15 protein-coding genes are annotated in these 15,760 nt (G+C 57.9%); 12 read left to right on the forward strand and 3 right to left on the reverse strand.

What is annotated here, in order from left to right; all coding sequences use genetic code 11:
- The first annotated feature begins 142 nt into the window (after nt 1-142).
- Nucleotides 143-2,359, forward strand: a complete 2,217-nt coding sequence (locus QQL78_RS06765) for a sensor histidine kinase NtrY-like (protein WP_284375478.1) — start codon at nt 143-145, stop codon at nt 2,357-2,359.
- On the forward strand, nt 2,352-3,758 hold the full coding sequence (gene ntrX, locus QQL78_RS06770) for a nitrogen assimilation response regulator NtrX (RefSeq protein ID WP_284371853.1): 1,407 nt from the start codon (nt 2,352-2,354) through the stop codon (nt 3,756-3,758). Before QQL78_RS06765 ends, ntrX begins: the two co-directional genes overlap by 8 nt.
- A gap of 126 nt (nt 3,759-3,884) precedes the next feature.
- On the opposite strand, the gene QQL78_RS06775 is transcribed toward ntrX, so the two are convergent.
- Both QQL78_RS06775 and QQL78_RS06780 read right to left on the reverse strand, forming a co-directional pair.
- On the reverse strand, nt 3,885-4,901 hold the full coding sequence (locus tag QQL78_RS06775; protein WP_284371854.1) for a nuclear transport factor 2 family protein: 1,017 nt from the start codon (nt 4,899-4,901) through the stop codon (nt 3,885-3,887).
- A 101-nt stretch (nt 4,902-5,002) separates the two neighbouring features.
- A complete protein-coding gene (locus tag QQL78_RS06780; RefSeq protein WP_284371856.1) occupies nt 5,003-5,530 on the reverse strand; it encodes a hypothetical protein in 528 nt (175 codons plus the stop codon).
- 107 nt (nt 5,531-5,637) lie between these two features.
- On the opposite strand from QQL78_RS06780, the gene trkA reads away from it, so the two are divergent.
- The 5 genes from trkA to QQL78_RS06805 all read left to right on the forward strand — a co-directional run bounded on the left by trkA (nt 5,638) and on the right by QQL78_RS06805 (nt 10,762).
- On the forward strand, nt 5,638-7,014 hold the full coding sequence (trkA, locus tag QQL78_RS06785; RefSeq protein ID WP_284371857.1) for a Trk system potassium transporter TrkA: 1,377 nt from the start codon (nt 5,638-5,640) through the stop codon (nt 7,012-7,014).
- A gap of 33 nt (nt 7,015-7,047) precedes the next feature.
- A complete protein-coding gene (locus QQL78_RS06790) occupies nt 7,048-8,568 on the forward strand; it encodes a TrkH family potassium uptake protein (protein WP_284375479.1) in 1,521 nt (506 codons plus the stop codon).
- A 168-nt stretch (nt 8,569-8,736) separates the two neighbouring features.
- Nucleotides 8,737-8,976, forward strand: a complete 240-nt coding sequence (gene hfq, locus QQL78_RS06795) for an RNA chaperone Hfq (RefSeq protein WP_007119530.1) — start codon at nt 8,737-8,739, stop codon at nt 8,974-8,976.
- Nucleotides 8,973-10,271, forward strand: a complete 1,299-nt coding sequence (gene hflX / locus QQL78_RS06800; protein ID WP_284371858.1) for a GTPase HflX — start codon at nt 8,973-8,975, stop codon at nt 10,269-10,271. Before hfq ends, hflX begins: the two co-directional genes overlap by 4 nt.
- An 89-nt stretch (nt 10,272-10,360) precedes the next feature.
- Nucleotides 10,361-10,762 (forward strand): DUF2177 family protein, encoded by a 402-nt coding sequence (locus QQL78_RS06805; RefSeq protein ID WP_284371859.1) that lies wholly within the window; start codon nt 10,361-10,363, stop codon nt 10,760-10,762.
- Nucleotides 10,763-10,774: 12 nt separating this feature from the next.
- Here the strand turns inward: QQL78_RS06805 and QQL78_RS06810 are convergent, their stop codons facing one another.
- On the reverse strand, nt 10,775-11,509 hold the full coding sequence (locus tag QQL78_RS06810; protein ID WP_284371861.1) for a PAS domain-containing protein: 735 nt from the start codon (nt 11,507-11,509) through the stop codon (nt 10,775-10,777).
- Between the two features lie 268 nt (nt 11,510-11,777).
- On the opposite strand from QQL78_RS06810, the gene QQL78_RS06815 reads away from it, so the two are divergent.
- The 5 genes from QQL78_RS06815 to QQL78_RS06835 all read left to right on the forward strand — a co-directional run bounded on the left by QQL78_RS06815 (nt 11,778) and on the right by QQL78_RS06835 (nt 15,688).
- Entirely contained in the window at nt 11,778-12,668 is an 891-nt protein-coding gene (locus tag QQL78_RS06815) for a YicC/YloC family endoribonuclease (RefSeq protein WP_284371862.1), read from the forward strand.
- 3 nt (nt 12,669-12,671) lie between these two features.
- Nucleotides 12,672-13,325 (forward strand): guanylate kinase, encoded by a 654-nt coding sequence (gene gmk / locus QQL78_RS06820; protein WP_284371863.1) that lies wholly within the window; start codon nt 12,672-12,674, stop codon nt 13,323-13,325.
- Nucleotides 13,322-13,843, forward strand: a complete 522-nt coding sequence (locus QQL78_RS06825) for a gamma carbonic anhydrase family protein (RefSeq protein WP_284371864.1) — start codon at nt 13,322-13,324, stop codon at nt 13,841-13,843. The genes gmk and QQL78_RS06825 overlap by 4 nt, the downstream gene beginning before the upstream one ends.
- Before the next feature lie 235 nt (nt 13,844-14,078).
- The gene (gene cheB / locus QQL78_RS06830; RefSeq protein WP_284371866.1) at nt 14,079-15,188 is read left to right on the forward strand and encodes a chemotaxis-specific protein-glutamate methyltransferase CheB; all 1,110 of its coding nucleotides are present in this window, start codon (nt 14,079-14,081) and stop codon (nt 15,186-15,188) included.
- Nucleotides 15,185-15,688 (forward strand): chemotaxis protein CheD, encoded by a 504-nt coding sequence (locus QQL78_RS06835; protein ID WP_284371868.1) that lies wholly within the window; start codon nt 15,185-15,187, stop codon nt 15,686-15,688. The genes cheB and QQL78_RS06835 overlap by 4 nt, the downstream gene beginning before the upstream one ends.
- Nucleotides 15,689-15,760: the final 72 nt, after the last annotated feature.

Below are 15,760 nucleotides of genomic sequence, written 5' to 3' on the forward strand. Positions count from 1 at the left end.
CGGTATCAGCCAAGCGCTGAGATTGGTTAGGACCACAGAATATGGCGGTTGGTGCGTGTGGGCACCACATCATCGGTGAGGAGAGCGGGTGGCAACCCGGTCACATAAATTCAATCTGGAACGTCTGGGCCGTTTGCGGCGCATGAAACGTGTGCGCAATCTGTCCACGCTGGGGTTGGTGGTGCTGGGTCCGGTTCTGGCCATGGCGACCTATCTTGTGCTGGGGCCGTTGGGGCAGGGGGCCAATACGCTGTCGCTGCGTTTGGTGCTGTTGACTGATCTGGTTTATGTCCTGTTGATCGCTGCTCTTGTGCTGTCGCAGGTGGCCCGGTTGATCGCCGCGCGGCGGGCCAAATCCGCCGGATCGCGGCTGCATCTGCGGCTGACCGGGGTATTTGCCCTGATGGCGCTGATCCCAACTGTAACTGTGGCGGTATTTGCCGGGCTGACGGTGAACGTGGGGTTGGAGGGATGGTTTTCGGATCGCGTGCGCGGTGTTGTCGGATCTTCGCTGGCGGCCGCCCAAGCCTATGAGGCAGAGCAACGCGAAGATCTGATTGCGGATGCCCGTGTCCTTGCCCGCACGATAGATAATGCGCGTAATCAGGGGATTAGCCTGAGCGACAGCCAGATTCTGGGCGAAAGTCAGCGCCAGATCCAACGTGGCCTGCGCGAGGCCTATCTGATCGACGGCACCGCACAGATTCGCGCGCGCGGCGACCGGTCCTATCTGTTTGATTTCGAAGAACCCAGCCCGGAACAACTGGTCACCGCAACCGAAGAGGGGTTGTTGGTGATCGAGGATTGGCCCAACAACGAATTTCGTGCGCTGGTGCCGATGCAATCATTTGTGGATCGGTTTCTTTACGTCAGCCGCGATGTGGATGGCAAAATCCTGTCCTTGCTGGATGAAACCACCGAAACCGTGCGGCTTTATCAACAGCTGGAATCCGACCGTGGGCGGTTGCTGTTCGAATTTGGCCTGCTGTATCTGGGCTTTGCCGTGATCCTGATCCTTGCTGCTGTCTGGTTGGGCCTGTGGTTTGCTGAGCGGCTGTCCGGGCCGGTCGGGCGGCTGACCGGCGCAGCGCAACAGGTTGGGGCGGGCAATTTAAATGTGCAGGTGCGCGAAGAAGACGGCGATGACGAAATCGCCATGCTGGGCCGGTATTTCAACCAGATGACCAAGCAATTGCAGGGGCAGCGCGAGACCCTGCTCGACAACACGCGCCAGATTGAACGCCGCCGCCGTTTGTTTGATTCGGTTCTTAGTTCTGTGACCTCTGGTGTGGTTGGGCTGGACCCCGAGGGGCGGGTGACCTTTGTGAACCGCTCTGCGATGCGCCTTTTGGATTGGTCCGAAGATCAGCAATCAGTGGCGCTGAGTGTGGCTGTGCCCGAGTTCGGGCCATTGTTCGACACCATCTCTACCAAACCGGGGGACGTGGCACAGGACGAGATCAAAGTGTCGCGGCAGGGGGCGATGGAAAACCTGCTGGTGCGTATGGCAACCCGGCGCTCTGAGGATGGTCGGTTGGAGGGATATGTGGTGGCTTTTGATGATGTCACCGATCTGGTCAGTGCCCAACGCATGGCCGCCTGGGGGGATGTTGCCCGCCGCATTGCCCATGAGATCAAGAACCCGTTGACCCCGATCCAGCTGTCGGCAGAACGGATCAAACGCAAGTTTGCCCCGAAGCTGGGCGCGGACAGTGACAGTCTTGAACAGATGACAGGGGTAATCATCCGCCAGACTGGCGATCTGCGCCGGATCGTTGATGAATTCTCTAAATTTGCCCGGATGCCGGAGCCGGAAACCTCGACCCATGATCTGACGCAGCTGGTGCGCGATGCGGTGTTTTTGCAGCAATCAGGCCAGCCCGATGTAAAGATCAAATCGGATCTGGGAGAGGCAGTTGTGATGGCTGATGTTGACGCCACCATGATTTCACAAGCCTTGACAAACCTGATTAAGAACGCCGGAGAAGCGATTGAAACCCTTAAGAAAAGCGATCCACCCGAAGGGGTGGAGCCCGAAATTCGGGTCACGCTGAGCCAGAGCGACAGCAATGCGGTCGTGACCATTGCCGACAATGGTATCGGCCTGCCCGAGGACCGCGCGCGGTTGTTTGAGCCCTATGTGACGACCCGCAGTGAAGGCACCGGGCTTGGTCTGCCCATTGTGAAGAAAATCATCGAGGAACACGGCGGCACGCTGACCCTCGACAATGCGCCGGTCTTTGAAGGTCAGGCGCATTTTGGTGCAATGGCAGTGATCACATTGCCAGTGGCACCATCCCCCAAACAAGAAAATAACGCCTCCAAAAAGGCAAAACGAGTGGAGACAGTAAATGAGTGACATTCTGATCGTCGATGATGAGCGCGATATTCGCGAATTGATTTCCGATATTCTGGAGGACGAAGGGTTTGCAACCCGTCTGGCCGGCAATTCGGATGATGCGATGGCTGCAATCAACACCGAACCACCCGCATTGATGATCCTTGATATCTGGCTCAAGGACAGCCGGATGGATGGGATCGATATTCTGAAAACCGTGAAACGTGACAACCCGGATGTACCGGTGGTGATTATTTCGGGCCATGGCAATATCGAGATTGCGGTGGCTGCGATCCGGCAGGGGGCCTATGACTTTATCGAAAAGCCCTTTAATATTGATCAGTTGCTGGTGGTGATCCGCCGCGCCATGGAAACCTCGCGCCTGCGCCGAGAGAACCAGAGCCTCAAGCGGCGGGACACGTCGAGTGCGGAGATGATGGGGCAATCGGCAGCCTTCCGTGCTTTGGTCAGCCAGCTGGACAAGGTCACCAAATCCAATGGCCGCGTGATGCTGACCGGGCCAGCGGGGGCGGGCAAGGAGGTTGCCGCACGCTACATCCATGCCAATTCAGGCCGTGCGGATGCGCCCTTTGTGACGGTGAACTGTGCCGGGGTGGAACCGGAAAACATGGAAGAGATGCTGTTCGGGCGGGAAACCGCGGAGCGCGGGATCGAACCGGGTTTGCTGGAACAGGCGCATGGCGGCGTGGTGTTCTTTGACGAGGTGGCGGATATGCCGCTGGGCACCCAATCCAAGATCCTGCGGGTCTTGGTTGATCAGCAATTCACCCGCGTCGGCGGCAATGACAAGGTGCGCGTTGATCTGCGTGTCATCTCCTCGACCAACCGGAATCTGGAAGAGGCGATAGCCGCCGATACCTTCCGTCAGGAGCTGTTCCACCGCCTGAATGTGGTGCCTATTGCCGTGCCGTCACTGGAAGACCGTCGCGAGGATATTCCACTGTTGGCCGAACATTTCATCAGCGAATTTAACCAGTCGCAGGGCCTGCCACAACGTTCGCTGAGCGAGGACGCCATTGCCTTGATGCAAACGATGATCTGGCCGGGCAATGTGCGTCAGTTGAAAAATCTGGTTGAGCGGGTGCTTATTCTAGGGGATGGCACCGGTCCGATCGAGGCGCGCGAGCTGCCCGGCGAAGAACCAAATGGCGAAGAGGACGGGCGTGTGGTTCTGTCTTCCGCACTGGCCACCCTGCCGCTGCGCGAGGCGCGTGAAGCCTTTGAGCGTGAGTATCTTCTGACCCAGATCAACCGCTTTGGCGGGAATATCTCGCGGACGGCAAATTTTGTTGGGATGGAGCGGTCCGCCCTGCACCGCAAGTTGAAATCGCTGGGGGTTGTCACCAGCGCCAAGGCCGGTGTGCGGGTTGCCCATGTGGATGAAGAGGCTGACGCTTAAAGGCTGTTCGTCAGGCCTAAACCGGCAGGCGGGGCAGTTGGCCGGTGACGCGCAGGGTTTCACAGGCTGGCGGCATCCTTGCGTGAGTTTGCCGCCAGCTGGATCTATCGGAGCAACGGAATCTGCCTAACCCGCTGCGGTATCCGCCAATTCCTGCAATACATCGACCCCCTGCATTTTCAGAAAATGCAGCATGTCGATGAAGATCCAATTTTCGGCCAGCTTGTCCCCGTCGCGCCGATAGACATCGACAACCCGCATATCTGCGCGGACATCGCTGGGCGCAATCCCCATGTAGCCTGATGTATTGGTCAGGCTCAGGTTCGGCCAACCAAAGAAGGCCCCATAGCTCCCTTCGGCAATGCGGCAAAGATGCCCGTTGAACACGCGATCTGAAAGATACCGGCGAAACGGTCCTTGGTGTTGTTCGATATAGCGGTCGATCGTATAGGTCGCGCCGATACCTTCGGGACCCCACCAGATCATATCGTCATGCCAGTCGCGTTGCAGCTCTTCCTGCGGGGTCAGAGCACGTGGGTCGGCATTGGCCGCATCAATCGCGCCGATCATCTGGTTGATCAGGGCCAGCGTTTTTGTGCCTTCCGCGGCGTCCTGAGCATCAAACAACAGCCCGTCATTGCTGCGCGGGCCCGGCTGAACCAGATGGGCGGCGGTTTGATTTGGGAAACGCCCGACCCCCGCTTGGGTCATCAGGTGCAGAAGGTCGCAAAACAGGGCCGTTTCGACAATCTTACCATCCTTGATCCGGTTGAATTCCGCATAGCGCAGCATGGCAATCTTGCGCGTCGGCGGGATGTTCAGAAAGGGCGCATCAAACAGCCCCATCAGATGTCCCATTGAACAGGTCCAGATGCTGCTGCGGTCTTCGATACTGTTTTCGGCGGCGAAAAAGATATCCTCGCGGCGCTGAACGGCGGAAAATGCTGTGAGAAAAGGTTGCCAGAAGGCCTTAGCGGCACCCTCCGGGCCGGTCTGTACGTTGAACGGATGGACGCCACGCCAGAGGGCATCGGGTGTCATATACCCGCCCAATATCTCGCCGACGGTTTCGGGGGTTGCCCGTGAAAGGGCCGTGTAATGAGCCTGCGTAATTGCCTTGGCGGATTGGATAGGGTTGGTCATTTTGGGTTCTTCGCTACAGGATCAATGTGATCATGCTAGGCTTTTGCACACGTGTGCACCAGCAAAAAATTCCAGGGTCGACCGGCCGCTGTCGGCCCGTCTTAACCTCTGTTTACGATCTGGAAGCTGCCGCTTTTGTTGCGGATTACACAGGATTTATCCGTCAGTTGTGGCAGTTTTGTTGTTGCTGCGGCAGGGGTGGATCGGGCGATGCTGTCCGGGCAAGGCGGGATCGACACGGGGGCATACCCCTTATCTGCCATGCATTGCACCTCAACCCGGTTGCGCAATGCGAGATTAGGATCATAGCTTTCTACACCACCGCTGATGTAATAGCCGTGATGCCCGGTGCAATTGCCCTCTGCATCGCAACTGCGATTGCCCGGCACAAAAATCGGCGGCTTGCGTCGGACCTGATAGGAGACCGGCACATTACGCAGGGCGCTGACTTCGCAGGCGGTTGTATCCCGGTTCAGGGTCGCAACGCTGGCACCGGGTTTGTAATATGTTTCAAGCGGGGCACAGGCCAGAAGCAGCGCACCACTCAGGATCAGGCTGGAGTACAGATGTTTCATGCTATGATATTGCCCGTCATCGCGGATCAAGGCAACGCAATTGACCCTTGCCATGACACACGCCATACCCTCTAAAGAATGAAATTCACGGGCAATCGGCCAGATCCGGCCGACACGCAGGCCCGTGAAAAAGCGTGCCAAACAAACGTAAGGGACCGCGCATGAAAGTAATTATTTGTGGCGCAGGACAGGTTGGCTGGCAAATCGCACGTCACCTGAGCGGCGAGCGTAACGATGTCACTGTGGTCGACAGCAACGCTGATCTGGTGCGCCGCGCGACGGATACGCTGGATGTGCAGGGGATTGCTGGCTTTGCCAGCTATCCGGATGTACTTGACCGGGCAGGCGCGCGTGACGCTGAGATGATCATCGCTGCAACCCATTCGGATGAGGTTAACATGGTCACCTGTCAGGTGGCCCATTCGGTTTTCGGCATCAACCGCAAGATCGCGCGGCTGCGCAGTCAATCCTATCTTGATGCGATTTACTCTGATCTGTACCGGCGCGATCACATGCCGATTGACGTGGTGATCAGCCCAGAAAAGGAAGTCGCCGCTGCTGCATTGCAACGGTTGTCGGCACCGGCGTCTTTTGACACCGAGGTCTTTATGGATGGGATGGCGCATCTGCTGGGCATCACCATCGAGGAAGATTGCCCGATTATCCACACACCGCTGCGCCAGTTGACAGATCTGTTCTCGACGCTGCGGGCCGTGGTAGTGGGGGTGCGCCGTGACGGAACCCTGTTTGCCCCAGAGGCCAAAGATCAGCTGTTTGTCGGCGACGACTGCTATATCTTTACCCATCGCGATGACATCGCCCGCACGATGGAGATTTTCGGCAAGAAGACCTCGAAACAGGAGAGGGTGGTGCTGGTCGGCGGCGGTAACGTTGGCCTGACCGTGGCGCAGGCACTGGAGAATGATCCGCGCCGCATCCGCACCAAGGTGATCGAGAAGAACCGCAAATGTGCTGAACGCGCCGCCGAGGGGCTGGAGCGGACAATTGTTCTTAACGGGGACGGGCTGGACGCGGCCCTGCTGGCCGAGGCGGGGATTGCGCGGGCTGATGCGATGCTGGCGATTACCGATGACGACAAGACCAACATGCTGGCCTGTGTACGTGCCAAGGCCGAGGGCTGCCCCTATGTTATTGCGCTGATCAATGATCCCACGTTGGTGCCGCTGATGACACCGCTGGGGATTGACGCCTATATCAACCCACGTGCAACCACAGTTTCCTCGATCCTGCGCCACATCCGGCATGGGCGGGTGCGGGCCGTCTACTCCATCGGCGATGCCGAGGCTGAGGTGATTGAGGCCGAAGTGCTGTCAACCTCGCCCATTGCCGGCAAACGCCTGTCCGAAATTGATTTCCCTGAAGGGGTGCTGATCGGGATGCTGCGCAAGGGCGACAAGGTTATCCGTCCGCTGGGCAAGACCCGGATTGAAGAAGGGGATGTGATTGCCATGTTTGCGCTTGCCGAGGACGTGCCGCAGGTCGAGCTGTTGCTCCAAGTCTCTATCGACTTTTTCTAGGTCAGGAAGCACCCGGTGAACCGCAAACGCACCATGCGCCACGAGCTGTCTCATCTGCCACTGTTTTTGCAGCTGTTTGGCATTTGTGCAGCCTCGATGATGGTGCCGGCCCTCTACGGGGTGGTGATCAGCGATCATGAAGGGGCGCGGGCGTTCTTTTATGCCGGATTGCTGGGGATGATCTTGTTTACAATGCTGGCCGTGGTGCTGAACGGGCGGCGCACGCAACAATCGGCACTTGGTCCGTTGTTGGCGCTGTTCTCGGCTTTTGTTTTCCTGCCGGTCTATTTCGCAATCCCCTTTGTCGAAACCCTGCCGACGACGCGCTTCATCAATGCCTATTTTGAGATGGTCAGCGCCTTGACCACCACAGGAACCAAGGTTTTTCAGGACCCCGGACGGCTGAATGACACGCTGCATCTGTGGCGCGCTCAGGTTGGCTGGCTGGGAGGGCTGTTGATGTGGGTCTCGGCCTCGGCCATTCTGGCACCGCTGCACCTTGGCGGGTTTGAGGTGACAGCACAGGCAGAACCGGGCTGGCGCGACACCGGTGAATCGCACCGCATGATGCCAGTTGATCCACGCCAAAAGGTGATCCGTACCATGAAGGCCCTGCTGCCGATCTATGTCGGGCTGACGCTATTGCTGTGGTTATTGCTGCTGGGGGGCGGTGACAGGCCGTTGACCGCCCTATGCCATGCGATGTCAGTCATGGCGACCTCGGGGATTTCGCCGGTGGGCGGGGTCGAAAATGCCGATATCGGTGTCACCGGCGAAGCCGTGATGCTGTTGTTTATGTTGTTCGCCCTGTCGCGGCTGACCTTTTCCAAAGATACGGTAACGGCCACGCAAGGCGGGCTGCGCACCGATCCCGAATTTCGCATCGGCTTGTTCATTGTTTTCGCAGTGCCGCTGCTGATCTTTCTGCGTCATTTTCTGGGGGCCATTGACGTGGCATCCATGGAAAGCCTGTCGGATGCCGCATATGCGCTTTGGGGGGCGGTGTTTACAGTGATGTCCTTCCTGACCACCACCGGGTTTGTGTCCGAACATTGGGTTGATGCGCAGAACTGGTCCGGTTTGAACACGCCGGGGCTTGTCCTGATGGGGCTGGCCCTGACGGGCGGCGGCGTGGCCACAACGGCGGGTGGTGTGAAACTGCTGCGGGTGTTTGCGCTTTATGTGAATGGCACCCGTGAAATGGAACGGCTGGTGCATCCCAATTCCGTCAGCGGGGCAGGGGCGGCGGGCAGGCGGTTGCAATCGAACGGTGCTTTTATTGCGTGGATCTTCTTCATGCTTTTTGCCATCTCGCTGGCCGCCATCATGTTGCTTTTGACCCTGACGGGCAGCAGCTTTGAACAGGCGTTGGTGCTATCCGTCGCCAGCCTTTCAACCACGGGCCCGCTGACCCAATATGCCGCAGATGTACCGATCAAGGTGATCGAGCTGACCCCGGCGGCCAAGGCGATCCTTTGCGGGGCAATGGTGCTGGGACGACTCGAAACATTGGCGATTATTGCGCTGCTGACACCCGATCTTTGGCGATCCTAACACCGGCCCTTTCCGGGTGCATGTTGCAAGGCTGACACTTGTTAGCGTCTAAACTAGCAAGAGCGGGAAAATTTGGGGTGGAAACTCCCTTCACCCAAGTTCATAGTCGGTCAGTATGGGGAGGGCTCGCTGCGGAGTCCGGCAAGAATAACTGAATCGAGAATAACAATGGCGTCTGACAGACAGAACCTTCAGGATGCGTTCCTGAACCACGTGCGCAAGACCAAAGTACCGGTCACCATTTTCCTGATCAATGGCGTGAAGCTGCAGGGTGTCATCACATGGTTTGACAATTTCTGCGTGTTGCTGCGCCGTGACGGCCAGTCTCAGCTGGTGTATAAACATGCCATCTCGACAATCATGCCAAGTCAGCCGATCAGCCTGTATGAGGGCGAAGACGCTTCTTGAGTAAAGCGCAGTTCCAGATTGATGATACAGAAGGCCCTCGCGTAACCCGCGCCTGGGTCCTGCATCCTGACATCCGCAGCAATCCTGACCGCCGCGACCCGGTACCGGCCTTGGCCGAAGCGGTTTCCTTGGCGCGTGCCCTGCCTGCCTTGGAAGTGGCTGGTGCCGATATCGTGCCTTTGCGCAATGTTGATGCCGGCAAGTTGTTTGGCAAAGGCAAGATCAAGGAAGTTCACGACCTGCTGGAAGAAAACGATGTCCAGCTGGTGCTGGTCGACGGTCCGGTCAGCCCTGTACAGCAGCGCAACCTTGAAAAAGCCTGGGGCGTCAAACTGCTGGACCGCACCGGTTTGATCCTTGAAATCTTCAGTGACCGCGCCGCCACCCGTGAGGGGGTCTTGCAGGTGGAAATGGCGGCGCTGAACTATCAACGCACCCGTCTGGTGCGTGCCTGGACCCACCTTGAGCGCCAACGCGGCGGTCTTGGATTTGTGGGCGGCCCCGGTGAAACCCAGATCGAGGCCGACCGCCGTGCCATTGACGACCAGCTGGTGCGCCTGCGCCGTCAGTTGGAAAAAGTTGTCAAAACCCGCGCCTTGCACCGTGCAGCGCGGGCCAAGGTACCATTTCCGATTGTCGCGCTTGTCGGCTATACCAACGCGGGAAAGTCCACACTTTTCAACCGGTTGACCGGCGCGGATGTGATGGCCAAGGACATGCTGTTTGCCACGCTGGATCCGACGATGCGCAGTCTGGTGCTGCCCGATGGGCCAGAGATCATCCTATCGGATACGGTTGGGTTCATCTCTGATCTGCCGACCGAGCTGGTCGCTGCCTTTCGCGCCACATTGGAAGAGGTGCTGGCCGCTGACATCATCCTGCATGTCCGTGACATCAGCCATGCGGAAACCGAAGAACAAGCCAGCGATGTGCGCGAGATCATGACCACCCTTGGTGTCTCCAAGGAAACTCCAACATTCGAGATCTGGAACAAGATTGACCTGCTGCCCGCTGAAAATGCGGATGCCATGCGTGCAAGGGCAGAGCGCGACGAGGATGTGCTGGCCATTTCGGCGATCACCGGCGAGGGGCTTGAGCCTTTGCAGGCCTATGTGGCGGAAGCGCTGCAAGGGGCCGTGCGCGAGGCGGATATTTCACTGGGGTTTGCCGAAGGGAAAAAACGGGCGTGGCTGTTTGCACAGGACATTGTGGTGAAAGAAGCCCAGACCGACGAGGGGTTTGACATCACCGTGCGCTGGTCTGCCGCGCAGGAAGCACAGTTTCAGCGGCTGTAGCGGCGAACATCTGGCAAGGTTTTTCACTGGAACATTTGAATTTTCCAGCACCTGCCACAGATGTAGGCGAATAAACCGGAGATTGCTTCATGAGCCTTGTTATCCTGTATCTCACGACATTCGTGCTTTTCCTTGGTCTTGACTATTTGGGGCTGACCAATATCGTAAAACCCGTTTTTGAAAGGCATATCAGTGCCTTGTTGCTGGAGGAGTTCCGCATCCTGCCCGCGTTTGTTTTTTACGCCTTTTACATCGCCGTATTGCTTTGGTTTGTGTCATGGCCTGCGATAACACAGGAAAAATCCCTGCTTTGGGTGCTGGGCAATGCCGCTTTGATAGGTGCCATGGGCTATGGCACCTATGAGTTTACCAATCTTGCGGTGATGAAGGACTGGACATGGGATATGGTTGTGACGGACCTGATATGGGGCACGGCATTGACCGCTGTATCCGCAGCCGGTGGGGTGTATTTCACCCGCTTGCTGGTCTGATCCGCCGCTGTGTCAGCTCGAATCTTGATCCAGAGTTCCGTTATCTGATTTGACCAGCCGCAGGTAAGGCGGGCGTTTTTTGTCGGTTTTCGGGCGATAGGGTGCCTGATCCTCTGCAAACCCTTGGGGTTTGTGCCGTTCGGTCATCCTTGGTTCAGGCTGCGGGAGGACGGGCTGTGGGGCTGGCATCGGGGGATGCCCGGTCGCGATATGCAGCACCTCTTTGGTCAGTACCTCGAAACGGCGCGGGGCTGGCCCCATGTCGCCTTTGCTGACAAACCCACCCAGCACACGGCTGACGTCCCCCAGATCACTTTTCAACGGCAAGAGGATCATCCGGGCCTCCAGCGCGGGGCGCGTCCCCGATGCGGCGGAGGTCAGCCGCAGGGTGCTGATCGCCGGTGTCTGGAAAACCACCTCAAGCAGGTCAGAGACAACCGGGCGGGCAGCAGGCATAAAAAAAGAGGTCAGCGGCATGCCGCGCACTTCCATTCCCATCAGATCGTTTAGGTGACTGCCCGCGATACGCAATCTGGCAATGCCAGGCGCAATCCGTTCAAGGATAAAGGCATTCTCCAGCGCCTGTTCGATACCGCGAGGATCAATGTCTGACCGTTTCGGCAGCAAGCGTGTGCCGCGGATCGCTTCCCAATAGGCTTCGATCTGCGCAATTGCACTATACCCGGTGTCCGACTGATAATCTGTCATAGCAATGACATTCTGCGCCTTATGTGGAGAGTTGTCCATGAAACTTGATCCAAGCCTTGTTACCGCGAAACGGGGCAGGCACCCCATCACTGGTCGTCACGCCGATCCCGCATCTTGCACTGCCCCCAAGCAGCTATGTTACCAAAAACTTAATATCATCGTTTTGAGGCAATTGTGCTGGTTTCTGCTCAACTGGTTAATGCGCAGCAGGGGGCAGAGGCTTGCCCCCCGGGTGTGTTTCGACCTATTGCACAGGGAACTAAGGACAGATTGTCAAAAGGCCGCTTGGCCATAAGGAAGGACGCGCATGATCAATTCGATGACCGGTTTTGCATCCGCCAGCGGGGCCGATGCGCCGTTCAGCTGGGGGTGGGAGGTGCGTGCAGTGAACGGGCGTGGACTGGATCTGCGTCTGCGGGTGCCCGACTGGGTGGAAGGCTTGGAAACCGGGCTGCGCAAGAAGCTGTCGGCCTCTGTGGCGCGTGGCAATATCACCTGTAATCTGCGTCTGAACCGGGAAGAGGCAGGTGGCACTCTGGCGGTGAACGCGGCGCAGCTGGAAACTGTGCTGTCCGCGCTGCATCAGATTGAAGAGCGGGCGATGGATGCCGGTGTGTCGCTGGCACCGTCCAAGGCCACCGACATCGTGACCATGCGCGGCGTGTTGGAACAGGCGAGCTTCGACGATGACGCCGCCGCCCTGTGTCAGCTTCTGCTGGCAGATTTTGACGCGGTCTTGAATGATTTCAATGCGATGCGAGCGCAGGAAGGGGCCGCCCTTCATGCTGTTCTATCCGGCCAGTTGGACAAGATCGAAGAGTTGACCGGCCAAGCCGCGGATCTGATCCCCGCCCGACAGGCCGAAATGTCTGCAACCCTGCGCAGCAATCTGGCCCGCGTACTGGACAATGCCGAAGGGGTGGAGGCCGCGCGGTTGGCACAGGAACTGGCGCTGATCGCGGTGAAAACGGACATCACCGAAGAAATCGACCGCCTGAAGGCACATGTTGCCGCCGCCCGCGCATTGCTGGCAGAGGGCGGCCCGGTGGGGCGCAAGCTGGATTTCCTGACACAGGAATTCAACCGCGAGGCCAATACCCTGTGTTCCAAAGCGCAGATGAAGGAATTGACGACCATCGGTCTGGCGCTGAAGGCGGTGGTCGATCAGATGCGCGAACAAGTACAGAATGTGGAGTAAGTGATGAGCCGGGAAACAGCCGAAAGACGGGGCCTTTTGATCATCCTCAGCTCGCCCTCGGGGGCGGGGAAATCAACGCTGGCAAAGCGTTTGATGGAATGGGACCCTTCGTTGCAATTCTCGATCTCCGCCACCACACGTGCGCCGCGTGAGGGCGAGGTTGAGGGCAAGGATTACTATTTCGTGACGCAGGCGGATTTTCGCAAATGGGTTTCTGACTCCGAAATGTTGGAGCATGCGCATGTTTTCGGGAACAATTACGGTTCTCCCAAGGCCCCGGTCGAAGCCTCTATCAGTGCAGGGCGGGATGTCCTGTTCGACATTGACTGGCAAGGCGCGCAGCAAATCCAGAAATCTGCCCTGGGGTCACATACGCTTTCGATCTTTATCCTGCCCCCGTCGATACCGGAGTTGAAACGCCGTCTTATCAGTCGCAATCAGGACGACATGGAGACAATTTCAAAACGGATGCGGAAAAGCTGGGACGAGATAAGCCATTGGGACGGGTATGACTACGTCCTTGTGAATGACGAGCTGACCGAGACCGAGGAAAAGCTGAAGACGATCATTCGTGCTGAACGGATGCGTGTTGCACAACAGCCGCGTCTACTGGATCATGTGCGCAAGTTGCAGACCGAATTTGAGGAAGACGCATGACCCTTTATGCCTTGGCCGATATCAAACCTACCGTGGATGACAGCGCATGGGTGGCACCTGATGCCAATGTTATCGGCAATGTCGTGCTGGAGGCTGGGGCCTCTGTCTGGTTCGGATCAACCCTGCGCGGCGACAATGAGGTCATCCATGTGGGTAAAGGCAGCAATGTGCAGGAAAACTGTGTGTTCCACACGGATCCGGGATGCCCGCTGACCATCGGTGCAGATTGTACCATCGGCCATAAGGTGATGCTGCATGGCTGTAGCATTGGCGACAACTCACTGATCGGCATGGGGGCCACTGTGTTGAACGGGGCCAAGATCGGCAAGAATTGCCTGATTGGGGCCGGGGCGCTGATCACCGAGAACAAGGTGATCCCTGACGGGTCCTTGGTGATGGGCGTACCGGGGAAAGTGGTGCGGGAACTTGATGCCGCCGCGATTGCAGGGCTGACCGCCTCGGCGCGTCACTATACCGAAAACGCCGCCCGGTTTCGGCAAGGGTTGAAACCACTCTGATCCCGGTCAGTCTTTGCTAGTATCGTCCTTCTCGTAAACCACTGCTCTCACAGAGGGCCGCCCCACGCTGAGGTCGCAGGGCAGGTGGCGCTATGGCCGCATTTGAACGAGTTTTCCCACTACCAGCCTCGTGTTTTCATGTATCCTTCATCCTTTTGCCAGACCAAGGACCCGGCATGTAGCGGGTGTCAGCATCGGCGCAATCCGCCAGACGCAAACGGCGTAAGGATCAGGGATGCAGGATCAGGAACTGGATTTTGGCGGTCGCATGTTACATCGCTCAAAACGCAAACGGGTGGTGATCGTTGATGATTCTCGCAGCATCCGGCGTTGGCTGCGTGGGGTGTTTGAGGAGGATCCCCGCCTGATCGTGGTGGGCGAGGCCAGCTGTGCCCTGACCGCCCGTCAGGTGATCAGAGATACCGACCCCAATGTCGTGACCCTGGACATTGACATGCCCGGGATGAACGGGCTGGAGTTTCTGGTAAAACTGATGACCTTGCGTCCGATGCCGGTGGTGATGATTTCGGCGACAACGCATCAGAACTCAGAGGCGACCATTACCGCGCTGACTGCAGGTGCAATTGACTGTATCGTAAAACCCACCATCGTTCCCGGCCCGAAAGGTCGGCGTGACATGTGCCGGCGGGTTTTTTCTGCCGCTTGTAGCAAGGTTATCACGCCGCCGGGGATCACAGGTCGGTTGCCAGCATCGTCACTGCCTATCGGCGGCGACCATCAAATGCCGTTGGTTTTGATCGGCGCGTCGACCGGTGGGGTAAATGCGATTGAACATGTCTTGGCCGGGCTTGATGCCGACGGCCCGCCGGTGGTGATTGTACAACATATGCCCGGTGCTTTCCTTGTCAGTTTTTCGCAATTGCTGAACCGGAACCTGGCGCAGAATGTGGGCATCGCGCGCGCGGGCGAGGTCTTGCATCCAGGGCAGGTACGGCTTGCCCCGGCGCAGGGCCGTCATACTGAAATCCTGTGTAAGGACCGGCAATGGATCTGCCGGTTCTCGAAACAGGATGACCTGTCGCGGCATTGCCCCTCTGTGGATGTGCTGTTCAAATCCGCAGCGCAATACGGGCGTGATATCATCGCGGTTATCCTGACAGGCCTGGGTAGGGACGGGGCAGAGGGGCTTTTGCAACTTCACGCTGGCGGTGCACGAACCATCGGACAGGATCGGCAAAGCTGCGTCATATACGGGATGCCGCGTGCGGCCTTTGAACTGGGGGCCGTTGACTTGCAATTGCCGCCTGAGAAAATCGGTGGTGCCGTTAACCGCGCAATAGCCGCACATGCTGAGGCGCAGCGGATTGGGGAGAGGCAAGAATGAACCTGGTTATCACGCAGGGCGAATTTCAGACCTCGGCCGATCCGGCCGTCACAATTTCAACCTTGCTGGGTTCTTGCGTGGCCTGCTGCCTGTGGGATCCCATTGCTGAAGTGGGTGGGATGAACCATATTTTATTGGCCTCCACCACCTGCAACGCTGCGAAAAGCGATCTGTCCGGCATCAATGCGATGGAACTGCTGATCAATGATCTTCTGAAAATGGGGGCAAGCCGCACACGTTTGCTGGCCAAGGCGTTTGGCGGGGCCCAGATGATCAAGGGCCTGTCGGAAATCGGCCCCTCCAACTGCGCGTTTGCAACCAATTTTCTTGCCATGGAAAATATTGAATGCGTGTCCAGCTCCCTTGGCGGTACGGTGTCGCGCAATGTTGTCTTTACGCCAACAACAGGTGCGGCACGGGTTAAGGCACATCACACCACAGAGATTGAAATCATCCCGCCAGCAGCACCGGCACGCGGTAACGATCTGGAACTGTTCTGACACCGTGCGATCAGCAGGCAATGACGTGAGGTTTTCGACCATTGCTTAGCGGAGGGTGGTCAAGGGTGGCTG

The sequence above is a fragment of the Sulfitobacter pacificus genome, from assembly GCF_030159975.1.
In the GTDB taxonomy this organism is placed as follows: Bacteria; Pseudomonadota; Alphaproteobacteria; order Rhodobacterales; family Rhodobacteraceae; genus Sulfitobacter; species Sulfitobacter pacificus.

Coding starts and splice junctions, on each gene's coding strand:
- QQL78_RS06765 (WP_284375478.1), top strand. CDS start 143: ATGAAACGTGTGCGCAATCTGTCCACGCTGGGGTTGGTGGTGCTGGGT.
- ntrX (WP_284371853.1), top strand. CDS start 2,352: ATGAGTGACATTCTGATCGTCGATGATGAGCGCGATATTCGCGAATTG.
- QQL78_RS06775 (WP_284371854.1), bottom strand. CDS start 4,901: ATGACCAACCCTATCCAATCCGCCAAGGCAATTACGCAGGCTCATTAC.
- QQL78_RS06780 (WP_284371856.1), bottom strand. CDS start 5,530: ATGGCAAGGGTCAATTGCGTTGCCTTGATCCGCGATGACGGGCAATAT.
- trkA (WP_284371857.1), top strand. CDS start 5,638: ATGAAAGTAATTATTTGTGGCGCAGGACAGGTTGGCTGGCAAATCGCA.
- QQL78_RS06790 (WP_284375479.1), top strand. CDS start 7,048: ATGCGCCACGAGCTGTCTCATCTGCCACTGTTTTTGCAGCTGTTTGGC.
- hfq (WP_007119530.1), top strand. CDS start 8,737: ATGGCGTCTGACAGACAGAACCTTCAGGATGCGTTCCTGAACCACGTG.
- QQL78_RS06805 (WP_284371859.1), top strand. CDS start 10,361: ATGAGCCTTGTTATCCTGTATCTCACGACATTCGTGCTTTTCCTTGGT.
- QQL78_RS06810 (WP_284371861.1), bottom strand. CDS start 11,509: ATGGACAACTCTCCACATAAGGCGCAGAATGTCATTGCTATGACAGAT.
- QQL78_RS06815 (WP_284371862.1), top strand. CDS start 11,778: ATGATCAATTCGATGACCGGTTTTGCATCCGCCAGCGGGGCCGATGCG.
- gmk (WP_284371863.1), top strand. CDS start 12,672: ATGAGCCGGGAAACAGCCGAAAGACGGGGCCTTTTGATCATCCTCAGC.
- QQL78_RS06825 (WP_284371864.1), top strand. CDS start 13,322: ATGACCCTTTATGCCTTGGCCGATATCAAACCTACCGTGGATGACAGC.
- cheB (WP_284371866.1), top strand. CDS start 14,079: ATGCAGGATCAGGAACTGGATTTTGGCGGTCGCATGTTACATCGCTCA.
- QQL78_RS06835 (WP_284371868.1), top strand. CDS start 15,185: ATGAACCTGGTTATCACGCAGGGCGAATTTCAGACCTCGGCCGATCCG.